Annotated in this window: 14 protein-coding genes; 2 read left to right on the top strand and 12 right to left on the bottom strand. The window is 62.7% G+C overall.

All coding sequences use genetic code 11. The features are described from left to right. Window positions 1-3 precede the first annotated feature (3 nt). Window positions 4-984 (bottom strand): TolB-like translocation protein, encoded by a 981-nt coding sequence (locus BUA26_RS20070; RefSeq protein ID WP_178368554.1) that lies wholly within the window; start codon window positions 982-984, stop codon window positions 4-6. Between the two features lie 150 nt (window positions 985-1134). Between BUA26_RS20070 and BUA26_RS08075 the strand changes: the two genes are divergently transcribed. Then, entirely contained in the window at window positions 1135-1581 is a 447-nt protein-coding gene (locus tag BUA26_RS08075; protein WP_072759395.1) for an H-NS histone family protein, read from the top strand. 184 nt (window positions 1582-1765) lie between these two features. After that, complete coding sequence (locus BUA26_RS08070; RefSeq protein WP_083572960.1) at window positions 1766-4045, top strand: GH92 family glycosyl hydrolase; 2280 nt, start codon at window positions 1766-1768, stop codon at window positions 4043-4045. A 185-nt stretch (window positions 4046-4230) separates the two neighbouring features. Here the strand turns inward: BUA26_RS08070 and BUA26_RS08065 are convergent, their stop codons facing one another. From BUA26_RS08065 to BUA26_RS08010, 11 genes are all read right to left on the bottom strand, one after another. Then, window positions 4231-4869, bottom strand: a complete 639-nt coding sequence (locus tag BUA26_RS08065; protein WP_072759393.1) for a hypothetical protein — start codon at window positions 4867-4869, stop codon at window positions 4231-4233. 171 nt (window positions 4870-5040) lie between these two features. Continuing rightward, window positions 5041-5541, bottom strand: a complete 501-nt coding sequence (locus tag BUA26_RS08060) for a nuclear transport factor 2 family protein (protein WP_255368206.1) — start codon at window positions 5539-5541, stop codon at window positions 5041-5043. 176 nt (window positions 5542-5717) lie between these two features. After that, entirely contained in the window at window positions 5718-5996 is a 279-nt protein-coding gene (locus BUA26_RS08055; protein ID WP_072759391.1) for a helix-turn-helix transcriptional regulator, read from the bottom strand. Window positions 5997-6146: 150 nt separating this feature from the next. After that, a complete protein-coding gene (locus BUA26_RS08050) occupies window positions 6147-6944 on the bottom strand; it encodes a hypothetical protein (protein WP_143154204.1) in 798 nt (265 codons plus the stop codon). 715 nt (window positions 6945-7659) lie between these two features. Further along, on the bottom strand, window positions 7660-8661 hold the full coding sequence (iolG, locus tag BUA26_RS08040; RefSeq protein WP_218587788.1) for an inositol 2-dehydrogenase: 1002 nt from the start codon (window positions 8659-8661) through the stop codon (window positions 7660-7662). Further along, a complete protein-coding gene (locus tag BUA26_RS08035) occupies window positions 8654-9520 on the bottom strand; it encodes a MurR/RpiR family transcriptional regulator (RefSeq protein ID WP_072759386.1) in 867 nt (288 codons plus the stop codon). Before BUA26_RS08035 ends, iolG begins: the two co-directional genes overlap by 8 nt. A 130-nt stretch (window positions 9521-9650) precedes the next feature. Continuing rightward, window positions 9651-11999, bottom strand: coding sequence for a GH92 family glycosyl hydrolase (locus BUA26_RS08030; RefSeq protein ID WP_218587787.1), 2349 nt, complete (start codon window positions 11997-11999; stop codon window positions 9651-9653). Then, a complete protein-coding gene (locus BUA26_RS08025) occupies window positions 11996-12973 on the bottom strand; it encodes a carbohydrate kinase family protein (RefSeq protein ID WP_072759382.1) in 978 nt (325 codons plus the stop codon). Before BUA26_RS08025 ends, BUA26_RS08030 begins: the two co-directional genes overlap by 4 nt. Window positions 12974-13045: 72 nt before the next feature. Beyond that, complete coding sequence (locus tag BUA26_RS08020) at window positions 13046-14599, bottom strand: CehA/McbA family metallohydrolase (protein ID WP_083572913.1); 1554 nt, start codon at window positions 14597-14599, stop codon at window positions 13046-13048. Then, complete coding sequence (locus BUA26_RS08015) at window positions 14596-15714, bottom strand: phosphatidylinositol-specific phospholipase C1-like protein (protein WP_083572912.1); 1119 nt, start codon at window positions 15712-15714, stop codon at window positions 14596-14598. Before BUA26_RS08015 ends, BUA26_RS08020 begins: the two co-directional genes overlap by 4 nt. A gap of 91 nt (window positions 15715-15805) precedes the next feature. Beyond that, window positions 15806-18343: a TonB-dependent receptor gene (locus BUA26_RS08010; protein ID WP_072759379.1), complete on the bottom strand. Its 2538-nt coding sequence runs from the start codon at window positions 18341-18343 to the stop codon at window positions 15806-15808. Between the last annotated feature and the right edge of the window lie 292 nt (window positions 18344-18635).

Below are 18635 nucleotides of genomic sequence, written 5' to 3'. Positions count from 1 at the left end.
CGTCTAAGCGTGCGCTCTGCATGCAGGGCTTGCGCCCTCTACCGTGCGCCATAGATCCGGTTGGAACGGGATCATCCAGATGTTGATACTGCCCTGGTTCCATGTGGCCTTGGCGGACCGCCCGGCGGCATTGTCGGGATGGCGGCTCGAGAAATAGAGCGTGCGTTCGTCGGGACTGAAGCGGGACTCAATCTGAGATTCCGTCTTGTTCGTCCAGCCTGGAATTTCCATGGCGCAGACGAGCGCATCCGGACTCCTGGGATTGAAGGCGATAAAAAGTCGCTCGGGACCCGGTTTGGATCCGCTCACCGATGCGCCACGGTCCGAGCTGAAGACCAGAAATTTTTCATTCGTGTCGATCGAGGGGTCGACGTCGTTGAAAGCACCCGTGCTGAACGGAAGCGTGTCGACATGTCGGTATTTCCCTCCGTCGTCATTGGCGACGTGCAAGCGAAAGCGCCCACTGACGGAATCGGTCTTCATGAAATAAAGATTATTGTTTCCGGATATCGAAGGCGTCCAAACAGAATTTCCGTCATTGACCGATGGTGGAAGCGGGTAGGGCACGGAGCTCCCGGACTCGAAATCTATTTTCCAGAGATTGCCGCCACTTTGAGGTTGGCCGAAATAGGTGGCGTGCAACGAATCCGTTTGTCCGGGATGCGGGCGATTGGACGCGAAAATGGCGTAAGCACCACTCGGTGCGATGGCGAGTTCGAGATCGCGCCAATGGCCTGAGAACGCAGCCACCACAGGTGTCGACCAGGATGCGCCCTTTTTGTCGGAGATCATGATGGCCGAGGTGTCTGGATAGCTTCGGGTGAAATACAAACGGCTTCCACCCGATGCGAAACTTGGCGCCATGTCTCCGTCGGGGCCGGAAATCACGCCGGGGCCGAAAATGTGCGCAGACGCACGGGATCTGTTGCTCGTCTCCGCGGCAGCATGGGCGACCACCATCGTGGTCATTATCAACAAGGTCATGATCTTTACCGGAGGCATAAGCGGTCTCCAAATAGGAATTGCCACATCACGTGCGATTCAATGCAATTGGCGGCGCTTTCGTGGGATGGGTAGTCTCATGGGCTCAATGCTTTAGAATGGGCGCGGAAAACCCAACTATAGGCACCCCAGATGGCAATTGATCTTAAGACCCTTTCCCCAAAAGAACTTCAAGCGCTCATTGAGAACGCGAATGCGCAGATGCATGAAGCTCGCGCCTCCCAGATCCAGTCCGTCAAGCAGAAAATCGAGGCTTTGCTGGGCAGCAGCGGCCTCAGCCTGGAGGATATCTATCCCTCGCGCGGCAAGAAGGCCGCGGGCAAGAAAGGCAAGACGGGTTCGGTAGCTCCGAAGTACCGCGACCCTTCCAATCCATCCCAGATGTGGTCCGGGCGTGGACGCCAGCCGGCCTGGTTTGCGAAGGCCCTTCGCCGTCGCGGCGTCACCGTGGAAAGCCTGCTGATCGACGGTTCCGCCAAACCCGCGGCACCGGCCAAGAGCGCGAGCCCCGCGAAGAAAGCCGTCAAGAAAGCTGCCAAGCGAGCCGGCAAAAAGACGGCGGCGAAAAAGGCCGCTTAAAAAAAACTCGAGTCCGCGATGCGACAGCCGCCTTTGACGTCTGCCGCATCGCGGGGCCTTACGGCCGGGCTCGCTTTCGGTCCATTCCTCTGACGTGACGCACTTGCACGAAGGCATGGCTGCAACGGGCAACCGCGGCGGCAATTTTTCTTTCCAGCTTCCCGCCGACAAGGATCCATCCGAGATGACATGGTTCACCAGCCACTCTTCCCGCGGGTTCTGCCACTGGGGCATCCGGCTCGCCTGCACCGGCCTGCTCGCCATCGCGACCTCGGTGAGCGCTGCCGAGCATGCGAAGGACGTGGATCCGTTCATCGGTGTGGATTGGGACGGCGAAGTTTTCCTGGGCGCCACGGTGCCGTTCGGCATGGTCAAGCTGGGCCCCGATGTGCGCACCTTCGACGGCAAATTGATCAAGTCCGGCTACCACAGCACGGGCGAAGTGGTGGGTTTCAGCCATCTGCATCTGAGTGGCGGGGCGGGTAAGTACGGCAACATTCTGGTGGCTCCGGTCACGGGCGCGCTGCAGCCAGCCGACATCCACTCGCCGCGCAGCGACGAAGAGGCCAGTGTCGCTTATTACTCGACCTACCTGAGCCGCTATCGGACCAAGGCCGAGCTGACCGCGACCCGGCGCACCGGCCTGCACCGCTATACCTTCACCGATGCGGGCGACGCGCATGTCACGGTGGACATCCAGCACGCCATCAACACCGGCACCGGCCCGGAAGACCAGCGTTTCCTCGGCGGCGACGTCAACGTGGTTTCCACTCATGAGATCGAAGGCGTGGGCCGCTATATCGGCGGTTGGAACGAAGGCGGCGAATACCGCGTGTATTTCTATCTGGTGGCCGACACGCCGGCTGCCGGCGCGCAGACCTGGCGGGATCGCCAGCTCGGCAACACGCCTCATGCCCATACCGATGCCGACCAGGATCTCGGCGCCTCGCTCGACTATCGGGTCAAGGCCGGCCAGGCGATCCAGGTCAAGGTCGGCATCTCCTTCATCAGCCTGGCGCAGGCACGCCGAAACGCCGGGCAGGAAATTCCCGGCTGGAATTTCGCGGCCGTGCATCAGGCGGCGGTGACGCAGTGGAATCAGGTGCTGTCGCGGGTTGAGATCCATGGCGCCGACGAAGTCGAGCGGCGCAAGTTCTACACCGCGCTGTACCACACCATGCTGATGCCCTCCGATCACAGCGGCGAGAATCCGAAGTGGTCGTCGGACCAGCCTTATTACGACGATTTCCAGGCGATCTGGGACATCTTCCGCAGCGACGGCCCGCTGCTGACCTTGATCGCACCGGACCGCCAGCGCGACATGGTGCGCTCGCTGATCGACACGTATCGCCATGCCGATTACATGCCCGACGCCCGCGTGGGCAACGACAACGGCCGCACCCAGGGCGGCAGCAATGCCAACGTGCTGGTGGCCGATGCCTACGTCAAAGGCCTGACCGGCATCGACTACGCCACCGGCTTGCAGGCGATGCTCAAGGATGCCCAGGTGCCGCCGGCCGATCCGCGCAAGCATGGCCGCGGCGGCCTGGATACCTACAACACGCTGGGCTACATCGCCCAGCCCACCGAACGCGCCGGCTCGCGTACCGTCGAGTACGCGTACAACGACTTCACCATCGCCGAACTGGCGTGCGGGCTCGGCCATGCGCAGGAAGCGAAGCATTACACCAGCCAGGCCGGCAACTGGGCCAACCTGTGGGATGCCTCGCTGGAGCAGGAAGGCGTCAAAGGTTTTCTGCGTCCGCGCAACGCCGACGGCAGCTGGGTCGAGCCTTATCTGGTCAAGCGTGGCACCTGGCCGGATTTCTTCTACGAAGGCGACCTGTGGACTTATTCGCTGTACGCGCCGCAGGACGTGCGCCGGCTGATCGCCATGGCCGGCGGCAACGAAGCGTTCGTCAAGCGCCTGGATGTGTTCTTCGACCGTTCGCACTTCGACATTACCAACGAGCCGGGCTTCCTGATTCCCGATCTCTACCTGTGGGCCGGCCGCCCCGATCGCACGGCCGATCGCATCGTCGACCATCTGGAGAAGTTCTTTCTCGACGGCCGCGGCGGCATCCCCGGCAATGATGATTCGGGCGCGATGTCGAGCTGGTACGCGTTCCAGTCGATGGGCTTCTATCCGAATGCGGGCCAGGACGTGTATCTGATCGGCACACCTTCGTTTCCCGAAGTGAACATCGACCTGGGCCACGGCAAGACCTTCAGCATCGTCGCCGAGAATTTCCGCCGCGACCGCCTCAACCGCTACGTGCAATCGGCCACGCTCAATGGCAAGCCGCTGGACACCGCCTGGTTCCGTCACGGCCAGATCGCCGACGGAGGCACGTTGAAACTGGTGATGGGTTCGGTGCCTTCGCACTGGGGCACCACCACGCCGCCGCCATCGCTGTCCGATCCGGGCTTTGCGCTGTGCGGGCGCCACGGCGGCTCTCACTGACAAGGCCAGCATCGGACAAGTTCGAGGCAAGAGACGGGACCCGTCTCGCCCTTGGACTCCGCTGCGCTACGCTCAGGGCGAAGGCCGGGACTTGATCACCTGGCCCTGCTGTCTGTGATCAGCTTCTCTGCACATGGATCGTCCAGCACAGTCGGCGCAACCGACCCAAAGTGGACGTTGTCCCTTCAACTTTTCGAGTGTCCGCCGTCTTCGCCCCGGAAGACCTTGATTACTTTCCCGTCCTTATCGAGAAAGTCCATTTCCGCTTCTCCGTTGGCAGGTACCTTCAGCAAGACGCGCTTGTTGCCAAGGGCATCCATGAGAGCGAGTGTCGCAGAGCCATCGGCTGTTCGGCCCATCCAGGCGCGACGATGGCCGCCCGAATTCTCTTGGCTATCGGAAACGGCGAGGCCGGCCATGCTGTTGTCCTTATCGTCTACCCCCAGCAGTTGCACGACCTGATTGGCGTTGTAGCGATCGAAGGAAAGGCTGCCGCCGGAGTCGACTACGTCGCCGTGCGAATCGCGCTTGCCGCCAAAGATCAGGCCACCGTTTTCTGACCCTTCATCGTTGAAAAAGATCATGCCAGCCTGCGGCCGGTCGACCTTGGGCTGCTCCTTTCCTCTGACGATAACGCCGGGCAATTGCGCGCTGTTGGATATCACCAATCTCAGGGTGCCGTCCGGCTCGCGCACATTGATTCGCTGCACATCAATTTCGCCCAGTTTGGTCACTGGGCTTTTTGTGAAGCCTGCAAGTACCGTAACCGCAAAAACAGCCGTTAGTACTCCGCTGTAAACAACAAGAAAACGTTGGTTGAGCATGAATCCTCCTGACGAGCGTTATGGCCCGAAGGTTTCCCTGTCGGGAGCGGACACTTCATGTCGAGCTACCAGATGTCGAGGCGACCGCAGCGGAAGACGATCTGGTCTCCGGCGGTTGGCCCGCCTGGAAGGTTGGAGAGTCACGCGTCTCCATTGCGCGGGTTGCGACCATCATTCGATGGGGAGATGGCCGTAACTGAACACGCGAGTGATCACCCAACGGTTGTCCAGATGGTGCCAGAGGACCAAGAACTGGGCTTCGCCAAAACACTTTCCCGATTTTAGCCAGCAAAACTTCTGCTTGCCTTGTTCGATCGCGCCGTAATCTTTGATGGGAAAGACTTGCAAGCTGCCCGCGATGAGCTCGCGGCGAAATTGGCCGCAAACATGGTTCTTGGTGTTGGCAAGGTAGTCTCGCCGCGACCATGTGACGCCACCCTTGTCATGATAAAACTCCAAGTTTGGCACCAGGTAATTGGCATGTTTCTGCAGTTGGTCCGGTGAGGCGCAGTGGTTGAAGGCGTCAAAAAAATCCGCATCCAGCTTTGACACGGTACTGAACAAAGATTGCTGATCGGGCGCATCGCCGGTGCTCGGGGTTGCGGCTGCAGCGATAACCATGGGAACAGCCAGAACGAGTGCGGCGCAGGCAAGTGTGGCTAGTCGCTTCAAGTTTGACTCCATGTTGTTGATCAATGGCCCGCGATAGTGTCTTCGCTACCTTGGCATTGAGGTGGATGATGCCTTGGAAATTGCGGAGCAGGCTGAGGCATGAATGGATGAGCGGACCAAGAGTCAGGTTGAGCTGGCACCAGGGCTCTAATGTTCGGATTTGCGGAGATTCGCACTCAGATCTTCTTTCTCGAAGCCTTCGGCTTCAACGCCTTAAGCCGTCTATCCAGCTCCACCGCGAACTCGGGGAAGGACACCTTGCAAGCGGTGCAGATTTCCATGACCTGCAAGAGGTCCAGCCCACGCTTGCCCTTCTCGATGTCGGAGATATAGGTCTGCGGTCTGCCGATCGCTTCGGCCACTTCGGCTTGCTTCAAATCCCGGACAACCCGGAGTTCCCGCAAGTAATTGACCAGCACCGCATGTTGTTCGCTGTACAGAGAGGTTCGTTTCATTGGCCACATCCCATGTTTGCCATTTCGCCATTTGCGATTCAACGTGCCGTTGCGTAATGCAAACCGAAGTGCGCGCCGATGACTCCAAGCTATATGTCCTGCCAGCATAGAGTGCATGGGTGGCGCTGTCGCTTCCGGTACTCGATTGAGTCAGGAGATGGCGTTCATCACCGTGGAAACAACATGCCAGCCTGCCGCATCACGCTTCATGATCGCCGTAAACCAGCCCGCGCATAGCGGGCCGCAGTAATAGCCGTAGGGCACGTCGTAGTTGCCATCGGAACGACGCACAGGCAAGCCGACTGAAAACTGCGTGTCGAAGTTGACGTTCCCGCTGCCTTGCTTCCAGGCACTTCTAGGGTAAGTCTCTATGCCATCGCGCTTGAGGCTGGCCATGATATCGGGGGACAGATCGACAAGTCCTTTGGCATCAGGCGATGGGAGACTCACGAAATAACGAGATCGTGTTGCGCCTGCCTTCGGAGGCCGATCGGCACGAAGTTGATACCGGATCAAAACTTCGGCCATGGCCTGCAAATCAGGCGCAGGATACTTCCTGGCCATGAGCTCGGCTTCGGCCCGCATCCGTGCATCGGCTATCGTCTGATGGATATCTTCCCGGACAACGCAGCCAACCGTCGGCTGAAGCTGGAGGCAGGCCAAGCCCGTCGACTCGTTCATCGTCGCGACGAAGCGTTTCGTAGAGTTCGAATCCGTCAATGCCTCGACGTCGACCACCCACTCGCGGGTCGATGGTTCAAAACGCATTGCTTGGGTGGAATAGGAATGACTGTGCGTTGCTTGCCCGGCAAGCTTCAATGCGATGTCCACGGCCGTTTGGGCAGAAAGCGTGGGCCGAACTTCGTTCGCCGCGGCGGGCAGCAATGAGCTGCCTGTCCAGGCGATAACGGCACTCCATAGCAATCGCAAGCGATAGCCCGACCTCATGATTTTCTCCCGAGACGATGCCTGGCGGTGGTCACATTTAGTCTAGCCCGGACGAAGACCGGTTGCCGGGTTGCACCAAGGCCGTGCGTAACATCCGCTATGGGTCGAACTCCGCCTGTCTCAGCTTGAGGCCACCGTCGGAAGCCGACGCTAGCGATGTGCGTTGGGTACAGGATCGAGATAGACGCCCGCTTGTTTGAGCTTGAATAGCATGATCTCGTTGTATTTCCTGGCGTAGGCTCTCGCGTTGTGATTGAGGGCTGCCTCTTCCTTGGTACAAAACGCGTCACCGGTACCCTCTAACATTCTGATCTTGCTCTTGTGCGCATAGGGGTCGCCGTCGTAACCGGGGACTTCCACGGAGAAACCATAGACCCCCAACAGCCGATCGTCGCCTCTCGCATACGCACTCGCGGCATCTTCGGTTGTGTTGTTTAGCCTCAGTGACCTCAGCTCCCCAAGGCCTTTTGGTGGATCGCACGTCGCCGCTGGATGACTGCACGCAGATAGTGCAAAGGAAGCGACCAGAATAAGAATGGCTGGGAGGCTCTTTCTCACGTTGATCGGCCTGATATGGAAATGTGGATGAAGTTACAAGCTAGAAAAGCTCAAAGACCGATCAATACATATTGGCCGTAAGTGTCCGCTTCGAGTCGGAAACTGCCCATCGGTGCCCGCAGAACGTATCAGACGTTCGCCATTTCAGAGCGAACCTTCAGGCTTCGATGCTCAACGCCCGTCTTTCGCGCCAGGACTGCGTCGCCAGCTCGGCCAGCTCGAGCGCCTTGATGCCGTCCTCGATGGTGGTTCGTACGGGTGTGCCGTTGCTCAACGCATCGAAGAAATGCTCGATCTCCAGCGCGTAGGCGTCGCGGTAACGCTCCAGGAAGAAGGCTTCGGGCTTGTCGCTGCTGATAGCCTGCTCGCTCCAGGCGATCACCTGGGTGGGGCGCACGTTGCCGGCCTGCAGCAGGCCGTGGCTGCCCAGCACTTCGAAGCGCTGGTCGTAGCCATAGGCTGCGCGGCGCGAGGTGTTGATCTGGCACAGTGCGCCGGTGCTCGTGCGCAGCGTCACGGCAGTGTGCGACAGATCGCCGGCCGCGGCGATGTCGGGCAGGCCGGGACAGCCACCGGTGGCATGCACGCTGACCGCTTCGCCGCCGAGGATCCAGCGGAAGATGTCGAAGTCGTGGATCAGCATGTCCTTGAACACGCCGCCGGAATGCGCGATGTAGCTGTGCGGTGGCGGCGCGGGATCGCGGCTGGTGATGACCAGCATTTCCGGCGTGCCGATCTCGCCGGCATCCAGTCGCTGCTTGAGCGCGGCGAAGGTGGGATCGAAGCGTCGCTGGAAACCGATCATGCAGGTCACGCCCGCCTCGCGCACCGCGTCGGCGCACGCACGTGCGCGTTCGACCGCGAGGTCGACCGGCTTCTCGCAGAAGATCGCCTTGCCGGCCGCCGCGGCACGCAGGATCAGGTCCGCGTGCGTGTCCGTGCTCGAGCAGATCATCACCGCACCGACGGCCGGATCGGCCAGTGCTTCTTCCACCGACGACGTCCGCGCACCGTGTCGTTCGGCCAGCGTGTGGGCGGCGGCCGCATTCACGTCCACCACGTAGCGCAACCGCGCGCCGGCATGGCGCGCTAGGTTGCCGGCGTGGATGGTGCCGATGCGTCCGGCGCCAAACACGGCAACGTCAATTCGTTCAATCATCGTATCCGCCATGGTGTGTGGTTTCCTCGACCTTCAGTTCGAGCTTGTAAGCCAGTGCCACGAACAAGGACTGGCACAGGCAAATCGTGCTGGTCAGTCCGCGGAACGCGAACGCGCTGCCTTCGCTCACCTTCAGCGTCACGCGGGCTTCGCGGCCCAGCGGACCCAGGGCGCTGTCGGTGATGGCCAGCACGTTGGCCTTGTGTTGATGGGCGACGCGGCTGCAATAAAGTGTTTCCCTGCCATACGGAGGGAAGCTGATCGCGATGAGTACGTCGTTCTTGCCGATGCTGCGTATCTGTTCGCGGTACATGCCGCCCAGGCCGCTCACCAGATGCACCCGCTTGTGGGTGTGCTGCAAGGCGTAGACCATGTAGCTGGCGATGCTGAAGGTACGGCGCACCGCCACCACGTAGATGTTCTCGGCCTTCACCAGCAGGTCGACCGCTGCGTTGAACTGCTTGCTGTCGAATGTTCCGGCCAGTTCATCCAGCCCCGCGCGGCTTGCGTCGATGAACCGGCGCGCGATCTGGGCGGATCCCATCGCCTGGTTACCGTCCGCAATGACTTGGCGGACGCGTTGCTGGTAGCTGCGCGTCGGCGTGACCGTCTCGGTGTAGTTGCTGCGGAACACCGACTGCAGCTCGCGGAAACCGGAAAAACCGAAACGCTTGGCGAAACGCACCACCGCCGACGGATGCACGCCGCTGCCCTCGGCCACCTCGCCGATGCGCTGGACCATGATGTTTGCGCGCTGCTGCTCGAGGTAGCTGGCGATGTTCTGCAGCTGGTGAGGCAACGTTTCGAAGTCGCGCGCGATGCTCAACAACAGTTCGTCGACTGTCTTCTGATTGCTCATGGATTAAGTCGCCGGTTGAGTGTGGTGCGCAGCCAGTGTAGCAATCCGCCGGCGCACTGCGATCGCGAGGATCGAAGTCGGCGGCGGCGTTGCGCACGATGGCATGCAGGCAGCGGCATGCATGTCGGTGTCATGGTTTGGCATCGGCCACGACGGCCTGCGGCCGCCAATTCGCCGCCCAGCGCGACGGCCGCGGGCCCATCACAAAGTCCAGCGTGCCGCCGGCCATGATCTGCTGGTAGCGGATCATGGGAATATCGAGCGGCTTGCCGTTGAGCGTGGCCGACTGGATGTAGACGTTGCCGGGAGAGTTGCCCTTGGCGTTCACCGTGAAGGTCTTGCCGTTCGCCAGACGCAGCGTGACGCGGTTGAACAGCGGGCTGCCGATCATGTATTCGGCCGAAGCCGGATTGAGCGGGTAGAAGCCCATGGCGGTGAACACATACCAGGCGGACATCTGGCCGCAGTCCTCGTTGCCGAGGATGCCGGTAGGGGTGTCCGAGTAAGCGTCGCCGGCGATCTCGCGCACCCGCGCCTGCGTCTTCCACGGTGCGCCCATGAAGTCGTACAGATAGCCGTAGTGATGGCTGGGTTCGTTGTCGTGGTGGTTATGGCCGCCGCTGAAATGCGCGTCCAGCTTCGCCTCGGCAGCGGCCGGCCCGCCCAGCAAGGCCACGGTGCCGGGAATGTCATGCAGCGCGGCAAACAGATAGACCCACTGGTCGCCCTCAGTCCAGCCATCGTCGGGCGAGGCCCAGGAGCCATCGGCGTTGCGCGCCTGCATGAAACCGCGCGCCGGATTGAACAGCTTGCGGTAATCGAATGAGCGCTTGAGGAAGTGCGCGCTGTCCTGCGCGTGTCCGGTGGCGCCGGCCACCTGGGCCACCGCGTAGTCGTCGTAGGAATCCTCCAGCGTGCTCGATGCCGATTCGGCCACCTTGTCGGCGGGGATGTAGCCCAGTTTCAGGGCATAGCTCAGGCCCGCCCGTGCTTCATAAGGCGTATGCGGCTCGCGGTCGAACCAGCGCCGGGTGGTGTCGCCTTCCGGCGGCGTGGTGGCGTCCTTGCGCACGGCCGCGTAGGCGCGTTGCCAATCGAAACCCTTGAAGCCCTTGGCGATCGCCTCGGCGACCAGTGAATCGGCATGGGTGCCGATCATGATGTTGGTATAGGAGGGGTTGGGCCACTTCGGCATCCAGCCGCCTTCATCGGCATCCTGCAGCAGCGCCTTGACCATATCGTCGATGCGCTCGGGCGCGAACAAGGTCAGCAAGCTGTTTTCGGCGCGGAAGGTGTCCCAGATCGAATAATCGGTGTAGGAGACGCCGGCATGCACTTTGTCGTCGAAGGCGCTGTAGTAATGCCCGTGCTCAGAGAACAGGCGCGGATACAGCAGCGCATGATAGAGCGCCGTATAGAAGATCCGTCGCTGCGGCGCGTCCGCGCCCTCGATGTCGACCATCCCCAGCTTCTGGTTCCAGGCGGCCTTGAGCGCATCGCGCGTCTCGTCGAAATGCCACGTGGGCAACTCCGCATCGAGGTTCGCCTGCGCCTGCGCCAGGCTGATGAACGAGGTGCCCACCTGTGCCTCGACCGGTTGCCCCGCGGGCGTAGCGAAGGACACGAACGCCCCGACGTTGTCGCCCTCGACCCGGAGGTTTCCCGGGCGTACCAGCACACCTTCGTAGACGCTCTGCGCCGAAAACGCCTGCTTGAAGCGCACCACGAAATAGCCTTTGAACTGGGCCAGTTTCAACGGCCCCAGGACGGCGTCCTGGCGGTCGGGGTTGTAGCCGCGGACTTCGTGTTTCTGCACGTCGACTTCGACATAGCCGTGAATGCCCGGGCGGGTCGCCTCGATGAGCATGCTGGCCTTGGATTTCGCCGGAAAGTCGAAGCGCAGGTAGCCGCAATGATCGGTTGCGGTCATCTCTGCACGAATCTTGCGGCCATCCCCTGCGTCCATCGTCACCGTGTAGCCATACGGCGTGGCGATCTCGTCCTTGCGCGAAAACGGCAGCTGCCGCGCCTCCGGCGCGTACTTGATGCTGTCCAGCTCCGGCATCAAAGTGACGTAGCCGTAGTCGCCCATCCAGATCGCGGGCTGGTGCGTGCCGATGAAGCCCTGGATATGCGTGTCGGCGTAGTTGTACGGGCTGACGCTGACCCGGTTCTGCCGTGTCTGCGGGGTCCAGTTGGTCATGCCGAAGGGCGTGGTTGCCAGCGGCATGGTGCCGCCGTATTCGGAGCCGCTGCCCGCAGTGCCGATATAGGGATTGACCCAGTCGACCGGCGTGGTCGGCGACGCCGATGCGAAGACCGTCGTCGTCAAGGCCAGCGCAAACAGCAGGCCGCAGATCGGGAGAGTACGGATACCTTTGTGGCGCATCGGGGCAGCTCCTTTTGTCTGCACGCGTATGGCGATGGGGTCGCGCGTTGAAGCGGCATAGCGGATATTCGGGATTGTCGGTGTGGTCATGGCTGCATTTCCATGAAACCAGCCACTTCACTGGCATCGGACATCGCTGCAAAAGATCCACGCCGGGTCACCGCCAGCGCGCCGCAGGCACTGGCATAGCGCAGGGCGGCCTGCAGCCCCGACAGCGTGCCCACCCAGCGGTCGAGATCGGCGGGACCGACGTGCTGCTCGGCGAGCTGATGCAGCAAGCCACCCACGAAGGCATCGCCCGCACCGGTACTGTCCACCGCATCGACGCTGTAGCTGGGCAACTCGCCTTTGGCATCGGGATGGAACCAGCGCAACGGTTGCGCGGCGTCGGTCACGATCAGCAGGCGCGTGGAACCGCTCCACAGGCTATCCAGGGCTGCGTCCTCGCCCTCATCGGCGAGCCAGGCGAATTCCTCGGCACTCAATTTCACGACATCGGCCAGCTGCAGTGCCGGCCAGCACCACTGGCGTGGATCGCTGTCGCGCGGCCACAACGCGGGGCGCAGGTTCAAGTCGAAACTGACCAGCGTGCCGGCGCGGCGCGCGCGCCGCATGCCTTCCAGAGTCACGGCCGCCAGCTCTGGATCGGTCAGGCTGTTGGAGCAGGCGTGGAAGGCGGCGGTGTCCTCGAACGCTTCTTCGCGGAAGTGCTCGGTGCGAAACAGCAGATCGGCGGCCGGTGGGCGATAGAAGCTGAAACTGCGCTCGCCCTGCGCATCCAGTGTGATGAAGGCCAATGCCGTGTTGGCGGCATCGGTGCGCGTCACGTCCACCGTGTCGACGCCCGCCTGCTGCAAGCTGTCGAGAAGGAAGTCGCCGAAGCGGTCCTGCGCAAGCATGCCGGCAAAACGCGCATGGCCGCCAAGCCGGGCGACCGCTACGGCAGTGTTGGCCGGCGCGCCACCGGCGAACGGCCGGAGCTTCCGCGCAAAGCCCCGTTCGTCGAAATCCCCTGCATGCAGGTCGATCAGTGCCTCGCCAAAGCAGAGGATGGAACGTGTCATTGGAAAAACCCCATGGTTCTGGCCTGAGGATGCGGACGGTTCCCGGCAGTCTCCGGGATGCAGCCGTCGGGCTCAATCGGCATTGATGTAGATCGGGTTGCCCACCAGCAACGGTTGCCGGGCCGCGCCACGCACGTTCGCGCGCAACCAGTGGCGCTTGCCGTCGCTGGTCCAGTCGAATGAGACGGACTGGCGCGCAAGGTGGAGTGCCAGGTCGGTGCCGGGATGGATGATCTTGCCGTCCTCGATGATTTCGATCTCGCCGCCGGCCGGCGCCGTGACGTTGACGGTGAAGCGTACGGTGCCGCCTGCCGGTACGGCCAGTGCGTCGCCCATCTCCGCTGTCTGGCTTCCGCTGCGGGCAGTCAGGTCCAGCTGGTGGTCGCGGCTGCCTTGCACATCGATGAACACATGGCCGGCACGAATGGCCGCGAGGATGGCCTGCATGGACAGCTCGCTGGCGTGCACCACGGTGGTCGGCGTGCCGACCACGCTAGCGTCGGGCAACGCCAATGCGCGCCTGGCGTCGTGGTTGTCGCTGCCGCCGACCGCAGTGAGTCGGTAACCCCGATCGAGCAGGCTTTGCCAGAACGGAATGCCGGAGTCCGGCAACACGGCGTCGATCCCGTTGACGGCCTCGATCGCCTGCACCTTGTGCAGGTCCACGACGCCCTTTGGCACCCAGCCGCAACCCATGCAGGTTTCATCGTCCGGCCGGATCGGATGATTGATCGAAATCAGTCCGTGCAAGGGCTCGACCTGCCGCAGCAAGGCATTCCAGTCCTGTTGCCCGTCGACGCGGAAATCCACCGGTTCGGTGGTGCCGAACAGGTTCGCGTGGCCCTGGAACGTGGTCAGTTCGCGTCCGGGGATCAGCAGCAGGCGGTCGAAGTACGGCTGCAGCTCGCGCATCGCGTTGACCTGCGACACGGTGTTGTGATCGGTGATCGCGATGAAGTCCAGTCCCCGGTTGACCGCATCCTGGACGGTGAGGAACAAGGGGCAGGGCACCTCGCGCCCGCTCTGGCTGTCGCAACTGCCGTCGCTGTGCGCGGTATGCATGTGCAGGTCGCCGCGATACCAGCCGGCTTCCCGGCGCAGCGGCGGATTCAGCACGGACGGTACCCATGCCGGGTCGTTTGGACGGCCAAACCAGAGCTTGGCGGTGTAGTGTGCGCGGCTGTGCTTGCGGATGCTGGGGATGCCCAGCAGCAAGGTCCAGCGACCCGGGTCGATGGGTCCGGGCAGATAGGCTGGCGTAGCGTCCGTCGCAGACACGGTGAACAAGAGCTTCGAGCCGCCGCTCCAGCCGCGAAAGCCATCCTTCCCTTGAAAACCGTCCGGCCCAAGCAGGCCCAGATCGATCCGGGTGTGCTCGTCTTCGTGGCCGTTGTAGTCGAACTGCACCGTGATGCGACGGGTCCCTGCGGGCACATCGAACGGCAGCATGCGGTAGGTCTGGTTGTCCTTGCCGTCCAGCGTGCCGTGCAGCACCAGGTCGGGCTGTTCGTGCATGGCTGGTACGGCGGCGTGCGCGGGGTCGATCGCGTCGAACAGCACCATCAGGCCGGCCAGCAGCAGGCCAGCCAGAAGATGGATCAGCCAATGGCGCAGATGCGGTTTCACGGATGCGTTCCGGGCGCGGTGGCTTGGCAGGCGGAGGCGCCACGCGGGTTGCAGCGGGCGACACCACCACCCGGCAACTGCACGCTGTAATCACCGAAGCGCGGATCGGGCCATAGATAATCGGTGGAGATATATTGCGCGCCGCTGGCGAACGCCGCCTCGCGACGGCGCGTGTCGTTGCGGCGCGCCTCGACGGTATCCGCGTCGGCGCGGGTGCGTATCATGTAGCCCGCCGCGACGTCGCGGCTGATCCGCATCGCCTCGGCCTGGGGATCGTTCAAGGTCAGGTAGGCTGCCGCAGGCGACGCTTCATCTGTGTTGATGAACATCACCCGGCCTTCCAGCGAATGCCGCGCGCCGCGATACAGCGCAACCTTGGGCGGATCCTCGTCGAGCACGAAGAACTCCTTGCCGCGCGCCCGGCCCAGGGTCGGCCAATGCCCGGCCCGCACCGCTTCGCGCAAGGTCGGGTAGTTGCCCTGTATGTCATCCGGGGTAACCAGGTCGCTGGCGGACAGCACGGTGCGAATCTCCGCATCCAGCGCATCGAACGCGGCCTCGGTAAAGCGCAGCGGGGTGACAGCGCCGGGGCCACTGTGACCGTCCTTCGCATTGATAAGCAGCATGATCGGCACGTGCCGCGGATGCTTGTGCGACCAGTCGCGGATGATCATGAGGCAGGCGACGAAGGTCTGGCAGTTGCTGCGAAAATCGATGTCCGCCATGTGCATCACCTTGAAGCCCGGCTGCTGCATCTGGCGGGTCGCGGTGGGCGACCACGGCGAGCTGGCGTAGCCCTTGCGCAAGGCGCCGGGCGGGTGCGCGTAATAGCCGCCGTGCGGGTCGTAATAGACGTCCAGTTCCAGTGTGCGTGCACCGCGGTCGAGCTGCTCGCCCAGCGGGCGATGGCCATAGTCGATGCCGTCGGCTCTTGGGTCGCGGGCGCGATGGGCGGCCAACTCGGCTGGCGGCATCGCCTGTTTGTAACTGTTGTGGGTGCCGATCGCCTGCAGGTTGTTCATGTGCAGCGTGTTGTCCAGCGAGACCAGGTCGCAACCAGGTGCTGGGACTTCCAGGTCGCAGGCCGCCAGCGCCGGCGCCCACGGCAGCAACATGAGGGCGACGGCCAGAATATATCGATGCGGGGATTTCGTTTTTTTCATGCGGACCGATAAGGCCGGGCGGTTTGCCGCCCGGCCTTATCCCTCAGAACCGGTACATGACGGCGGCGCGGAAGGCGCGGCCCAGCAACGGTCGGGCGATGAAGGTGTTCGCCCCTGCATCCGCACTCTGCAGCTCGCCGGCGCGCGGGTTGCCCTCGGTGAGACCGAGCGAGTTGTTGATGTTGTCCGCATAGAAGTACAACGAGAACGCCTGCGACACGTCGTAGCGCGCACTGGCGCTGAGCACGTTGTATGCCGGCAGCCGCACCGAGTTGGCGGTGTCGACGAAGCGTGCGCCCTCATGCTCGTAGGCCAGCTGCAGGCGCAGCTTGCCGTCCAGCAGGTTCAGTCCTGGCACTACGCGGAAGCTCGTCTTCGGCACGCGGATCAGCTGGTTGTCGGTGTAGTCGCGCAGCACCGGGCCGGTGCTGGTCTTGTCGGTGTAGCTCAGGCCCTTGTACTCCGGGTCCTCCAAGGTGGCGGTCATCTGCACGTCGAACCAGCTCACCGGGAACCAGGTGCCTTCCAGTTCGATGCCGGTGGTCTTGGTGGTGGCGTAACCCTGCTGGACGGTGGAGGTGTTGTTGTTCGGATCGAACACGTAATTGCTGAAGCCGACGTTGTCATACTTGGTGTAGAACGCGGTGGCATACAGATCGAGCCAGCGGTTGGAGAACTTGTAGCCGGCCTCGCCCAGCTTCATGGTCTGGATGATGGGTGTAGCCGTGGCGTTGGTGATGTAGCTGCTCAGGTTGGGCAGGCGGAACGCCGAGGTCCAACGCGCGAACACACCGGACTGCTCGGAGAACTGATAGTTCGTGCCCAGGGTCCAGCCCAGCTTGTTGAAGCTGTGGTCGTACGACACAGTCTGGCCGGTGCCGGCCGAGATGGACGACGTGGGCAGCGTGCCCTGGTTCAGCGTCTGCTTCTTCTCGACCCAGCCGCGGGTGTTCACGTGCTCCCAGCGTACGCCGCCGTCGATGCGCAGCGCGTCGGTGACCTGCCACTCATCGGACAGATACAGCGCGTTGGTGGCCGAGCTGCCGCTGGCGTTCTCCCACTCGTAGCCGTAGTGGTAGATGCCGTTGTCGGTCAGCGTGCGCAGCGGGTTGCCGTTGGCATCCACCGCGACCAGGTTGAGCAGCTTCGCGTTGTCCTGCACGTCGAGCAGCACGGTGGAGGAATAGCGGCTGAAGTCCTGGTTGAAGTGGGCGTAGTAGTAGCCCAGCGAGATGTCGTGAGTCTGTCCGCCGATGTCGAATTTGCGCAGCAGGCGCGTGTCGTTGATGAACTCCTGCACCGGCATGGTGACGCCGCGCAGGCCGCCGATCACCATCAGTCCATTGCCGTTCTGGTTTTGGTTGTTGAACACCTGCGAGGGGTTGTCCACATAGCGCAGCTGCATGCCGGCGGTGCCGGCCGGCAGATACGGCTGCCACGCGGTGCGGTTCGCGGACGAGGTCAGGAAGCTGGTGGCGCTCATCAGCGTGTTGGGGAACATGCCGTTGCGCTGGGTCTTGGTGTCGTCGTAGCGCATCGACTCGGCGAGCTTCCAGTCCGCGCCTAGGTCGTAGTCGAACTTCAAGGTCAGCTGGTCACGCTTCACCTGCGTGCCCAGGCTGTTGTCGAAGTTGTACAGGCTGCCGTTGCCTTCCTTCATCATCACGTGCTCGGTCTCCGGTCCGGCCAGCGTGCCGAAGTTGCCGTCGAAGCCGGGCACCGCCTTGATCTTGCCGTTGGGGTAGGTGCGCATCGGGATGCCCAGGTACAGCGCGACATCGTCGTCCAGGTGCTTGTAGTCGACGCTGAAGCGGCCGTGCTCGAAATCCTTGGACAGGTTGACGCGGATCTGGCCACCATCGTTGGCGTGGAAGCCGGGGTCGCGAACGCCGTCGTCGACGCGGTAGAAACCACCCACGCCGAGTTTCCAGCCGTCGCCGACCGGGGTGCCGTACCAGAAGTCGGCGCGGTTCAGCCCGTAGTCGCCGACGGTGTATTTGAACAGGCCATCCGGCGTGTCGCCGACCCGACGCGGGATGAAGTTGATCGCACCGGCCGGCGCGTTCGAATAGAACACCGACGACGGGCCGCCACGCACCACCTCGATCCGCTCGATCGTCTCGTCCAGGCGGAACGCCTGGTCGGCGTTGAGATAACCCAGCGCCGGATCGTGCTGCACCGGGATGCCGTCTTCCAGCAAGGTCACCGAACCGAAGCCGTCCACCGGAATGCCGCGTGCGCGGATGTTGCCGCTGGCCTCGCCGCCGGAAGCCTCGACCCAGAAGCCCGGCACCGACTTCATCGCTTCGGTGACCGACGTGGGTGCCTGCATGCGCAGGCGGTCTTCGTCGATGGTGGTGATCGAGTAGCTGGTCTCGGCCTTGGTGCGCGTCTCCACGCCGGAGCGGGCGGTGACCACCACGCTGTTGAGCGTCTTCGCCTTGGTCTTGTCGGCGTTGGAAGTTGCCGCGTTCGGGTCGGAGGTGCTGTTGTCCTGGGCGAAAGCGGGCGCTGCGCTGACAAGAAGCATGCTGCCGAGCAATGCGGTGCGAATCGCACGGCTAATGGTTTGGGGACGCATTACGAATCTCCTGGCTGGTTTGTTGGGCGGCCCGATGCGATCGAGCACGAAGCGGGCGTGGCTGAATGGGTGACATGCGTGGAAGTTCACGCGGCAATAGTTGTTTGCGGTGTTGGCGTCGGCACGGTGCGAGCCGCACTGTGCGAAACGAGTGCGTCCATGGCTCCAGATCCGGGATGGGCTCCAGGTCGGGGATAGGCTCCACGCCGTGGGTGCATTTCCCTCGGCGTGTGCATCCAGCCCGCGGCCTCTGCAGCGGGGTGATAGAGACCGACGAACCGCAGCGCCGGGT

Source organism: Rhodanobacter sp. OK091 (assembly GCF_900142825.1).
Lineage (GTDB): Bacteria > Pseudomonadota > Gammaproteobacteria > Xanthomonadales > Rhodanobacteraceae > Rhodanobacter.
The sequence above is the reverse complement of the archived record's forward strand: the minus strand, read 5'-3'. Positions and strand labels throughout refer to the sequence as shown.

Coding starts and splice junctions, on each gene's coding strand:
- BUA26_RS20070 (WP_178368554.1), bottom strand. CDS start 984: ATGACCTTGTTGATAATGACCACGATGGTGGTCGCCCATGCTGCCGCG.
- BUA26_RS08075 (WP_072759395.1), top strand. CDS start 1,135: ATGGCAATTGATCTTAAGACCCTTTCCCCAAAAGAACTTCAAGCGCTC.
- BUA26_RS08070 (WP_083572960.1), top strand. CDS start 1,766: ATGACATGGTTCACCAGCCACTCTTCCCGCGGGTTCTGCCACTGGGGC.
- BUA26_RS08065 (WP_072759393.1), bottom strand. CDS start 4,869: ATGCTCAACCAACGTTTTCTTGTTGTTTACAGCGGAGTACTAACGGCT.
- BUA26_RS08055 (WP_072759391.1), bottom strand. CDS start 5,996: ATGAAACGAACCTCTCTGTACAGCGAACAACATGCGGTGCTGGTCAAT.
- BUA26_RS08050 (WP_143154204.1), bottom strand. CDS start 6,944: ATGAGGTCGGGCTATCGCTTGCGATTGCTATGGAGTGCCGTTATCGCC.
- iolG (WP_218587788.1), bottom strand. CDS start 8,661: ATGATTGAACGAATTGACGTTGCCGTGTTTGGCGCCGGACGCATCGGC.
- BUA26_RS08035 (WP_072759386.1), bottom strand. CDS start 9,520: ATGAGCAATCAGAAGACAGTCGACGAACTGTTGTTGAGCATCGCGCGC.
- BUA26_RS08030 (WP_218587787.1), bottom strand. CDS start 11,999: ATGACCACACCGACAATCCCGAATATCCGCTATGCCGCTTCAACGCGC.
- BUA26_RS08025 (WP_072759382.1), bottom strand. CDS start 12,973: ATGACACGTTCCATCCTCTGCTTTGGCGAGGCACTGATCGACCTGCAT.
- BUA26_RS08015 (WP_083572912.1), bottom strand. CDS start 15,714: ATGTTGCTGCCGTGGGCGCCGGCGCTGGCGGCCTGCGACCTGGAAGTC.
- BUA26_RS08010 (WP_072759379.1), bottom strand. CDS start 18,343: ATGCGTCCCCAAACCATTAGCCGTGCGATTCGCACCGCATTGCTCGGC.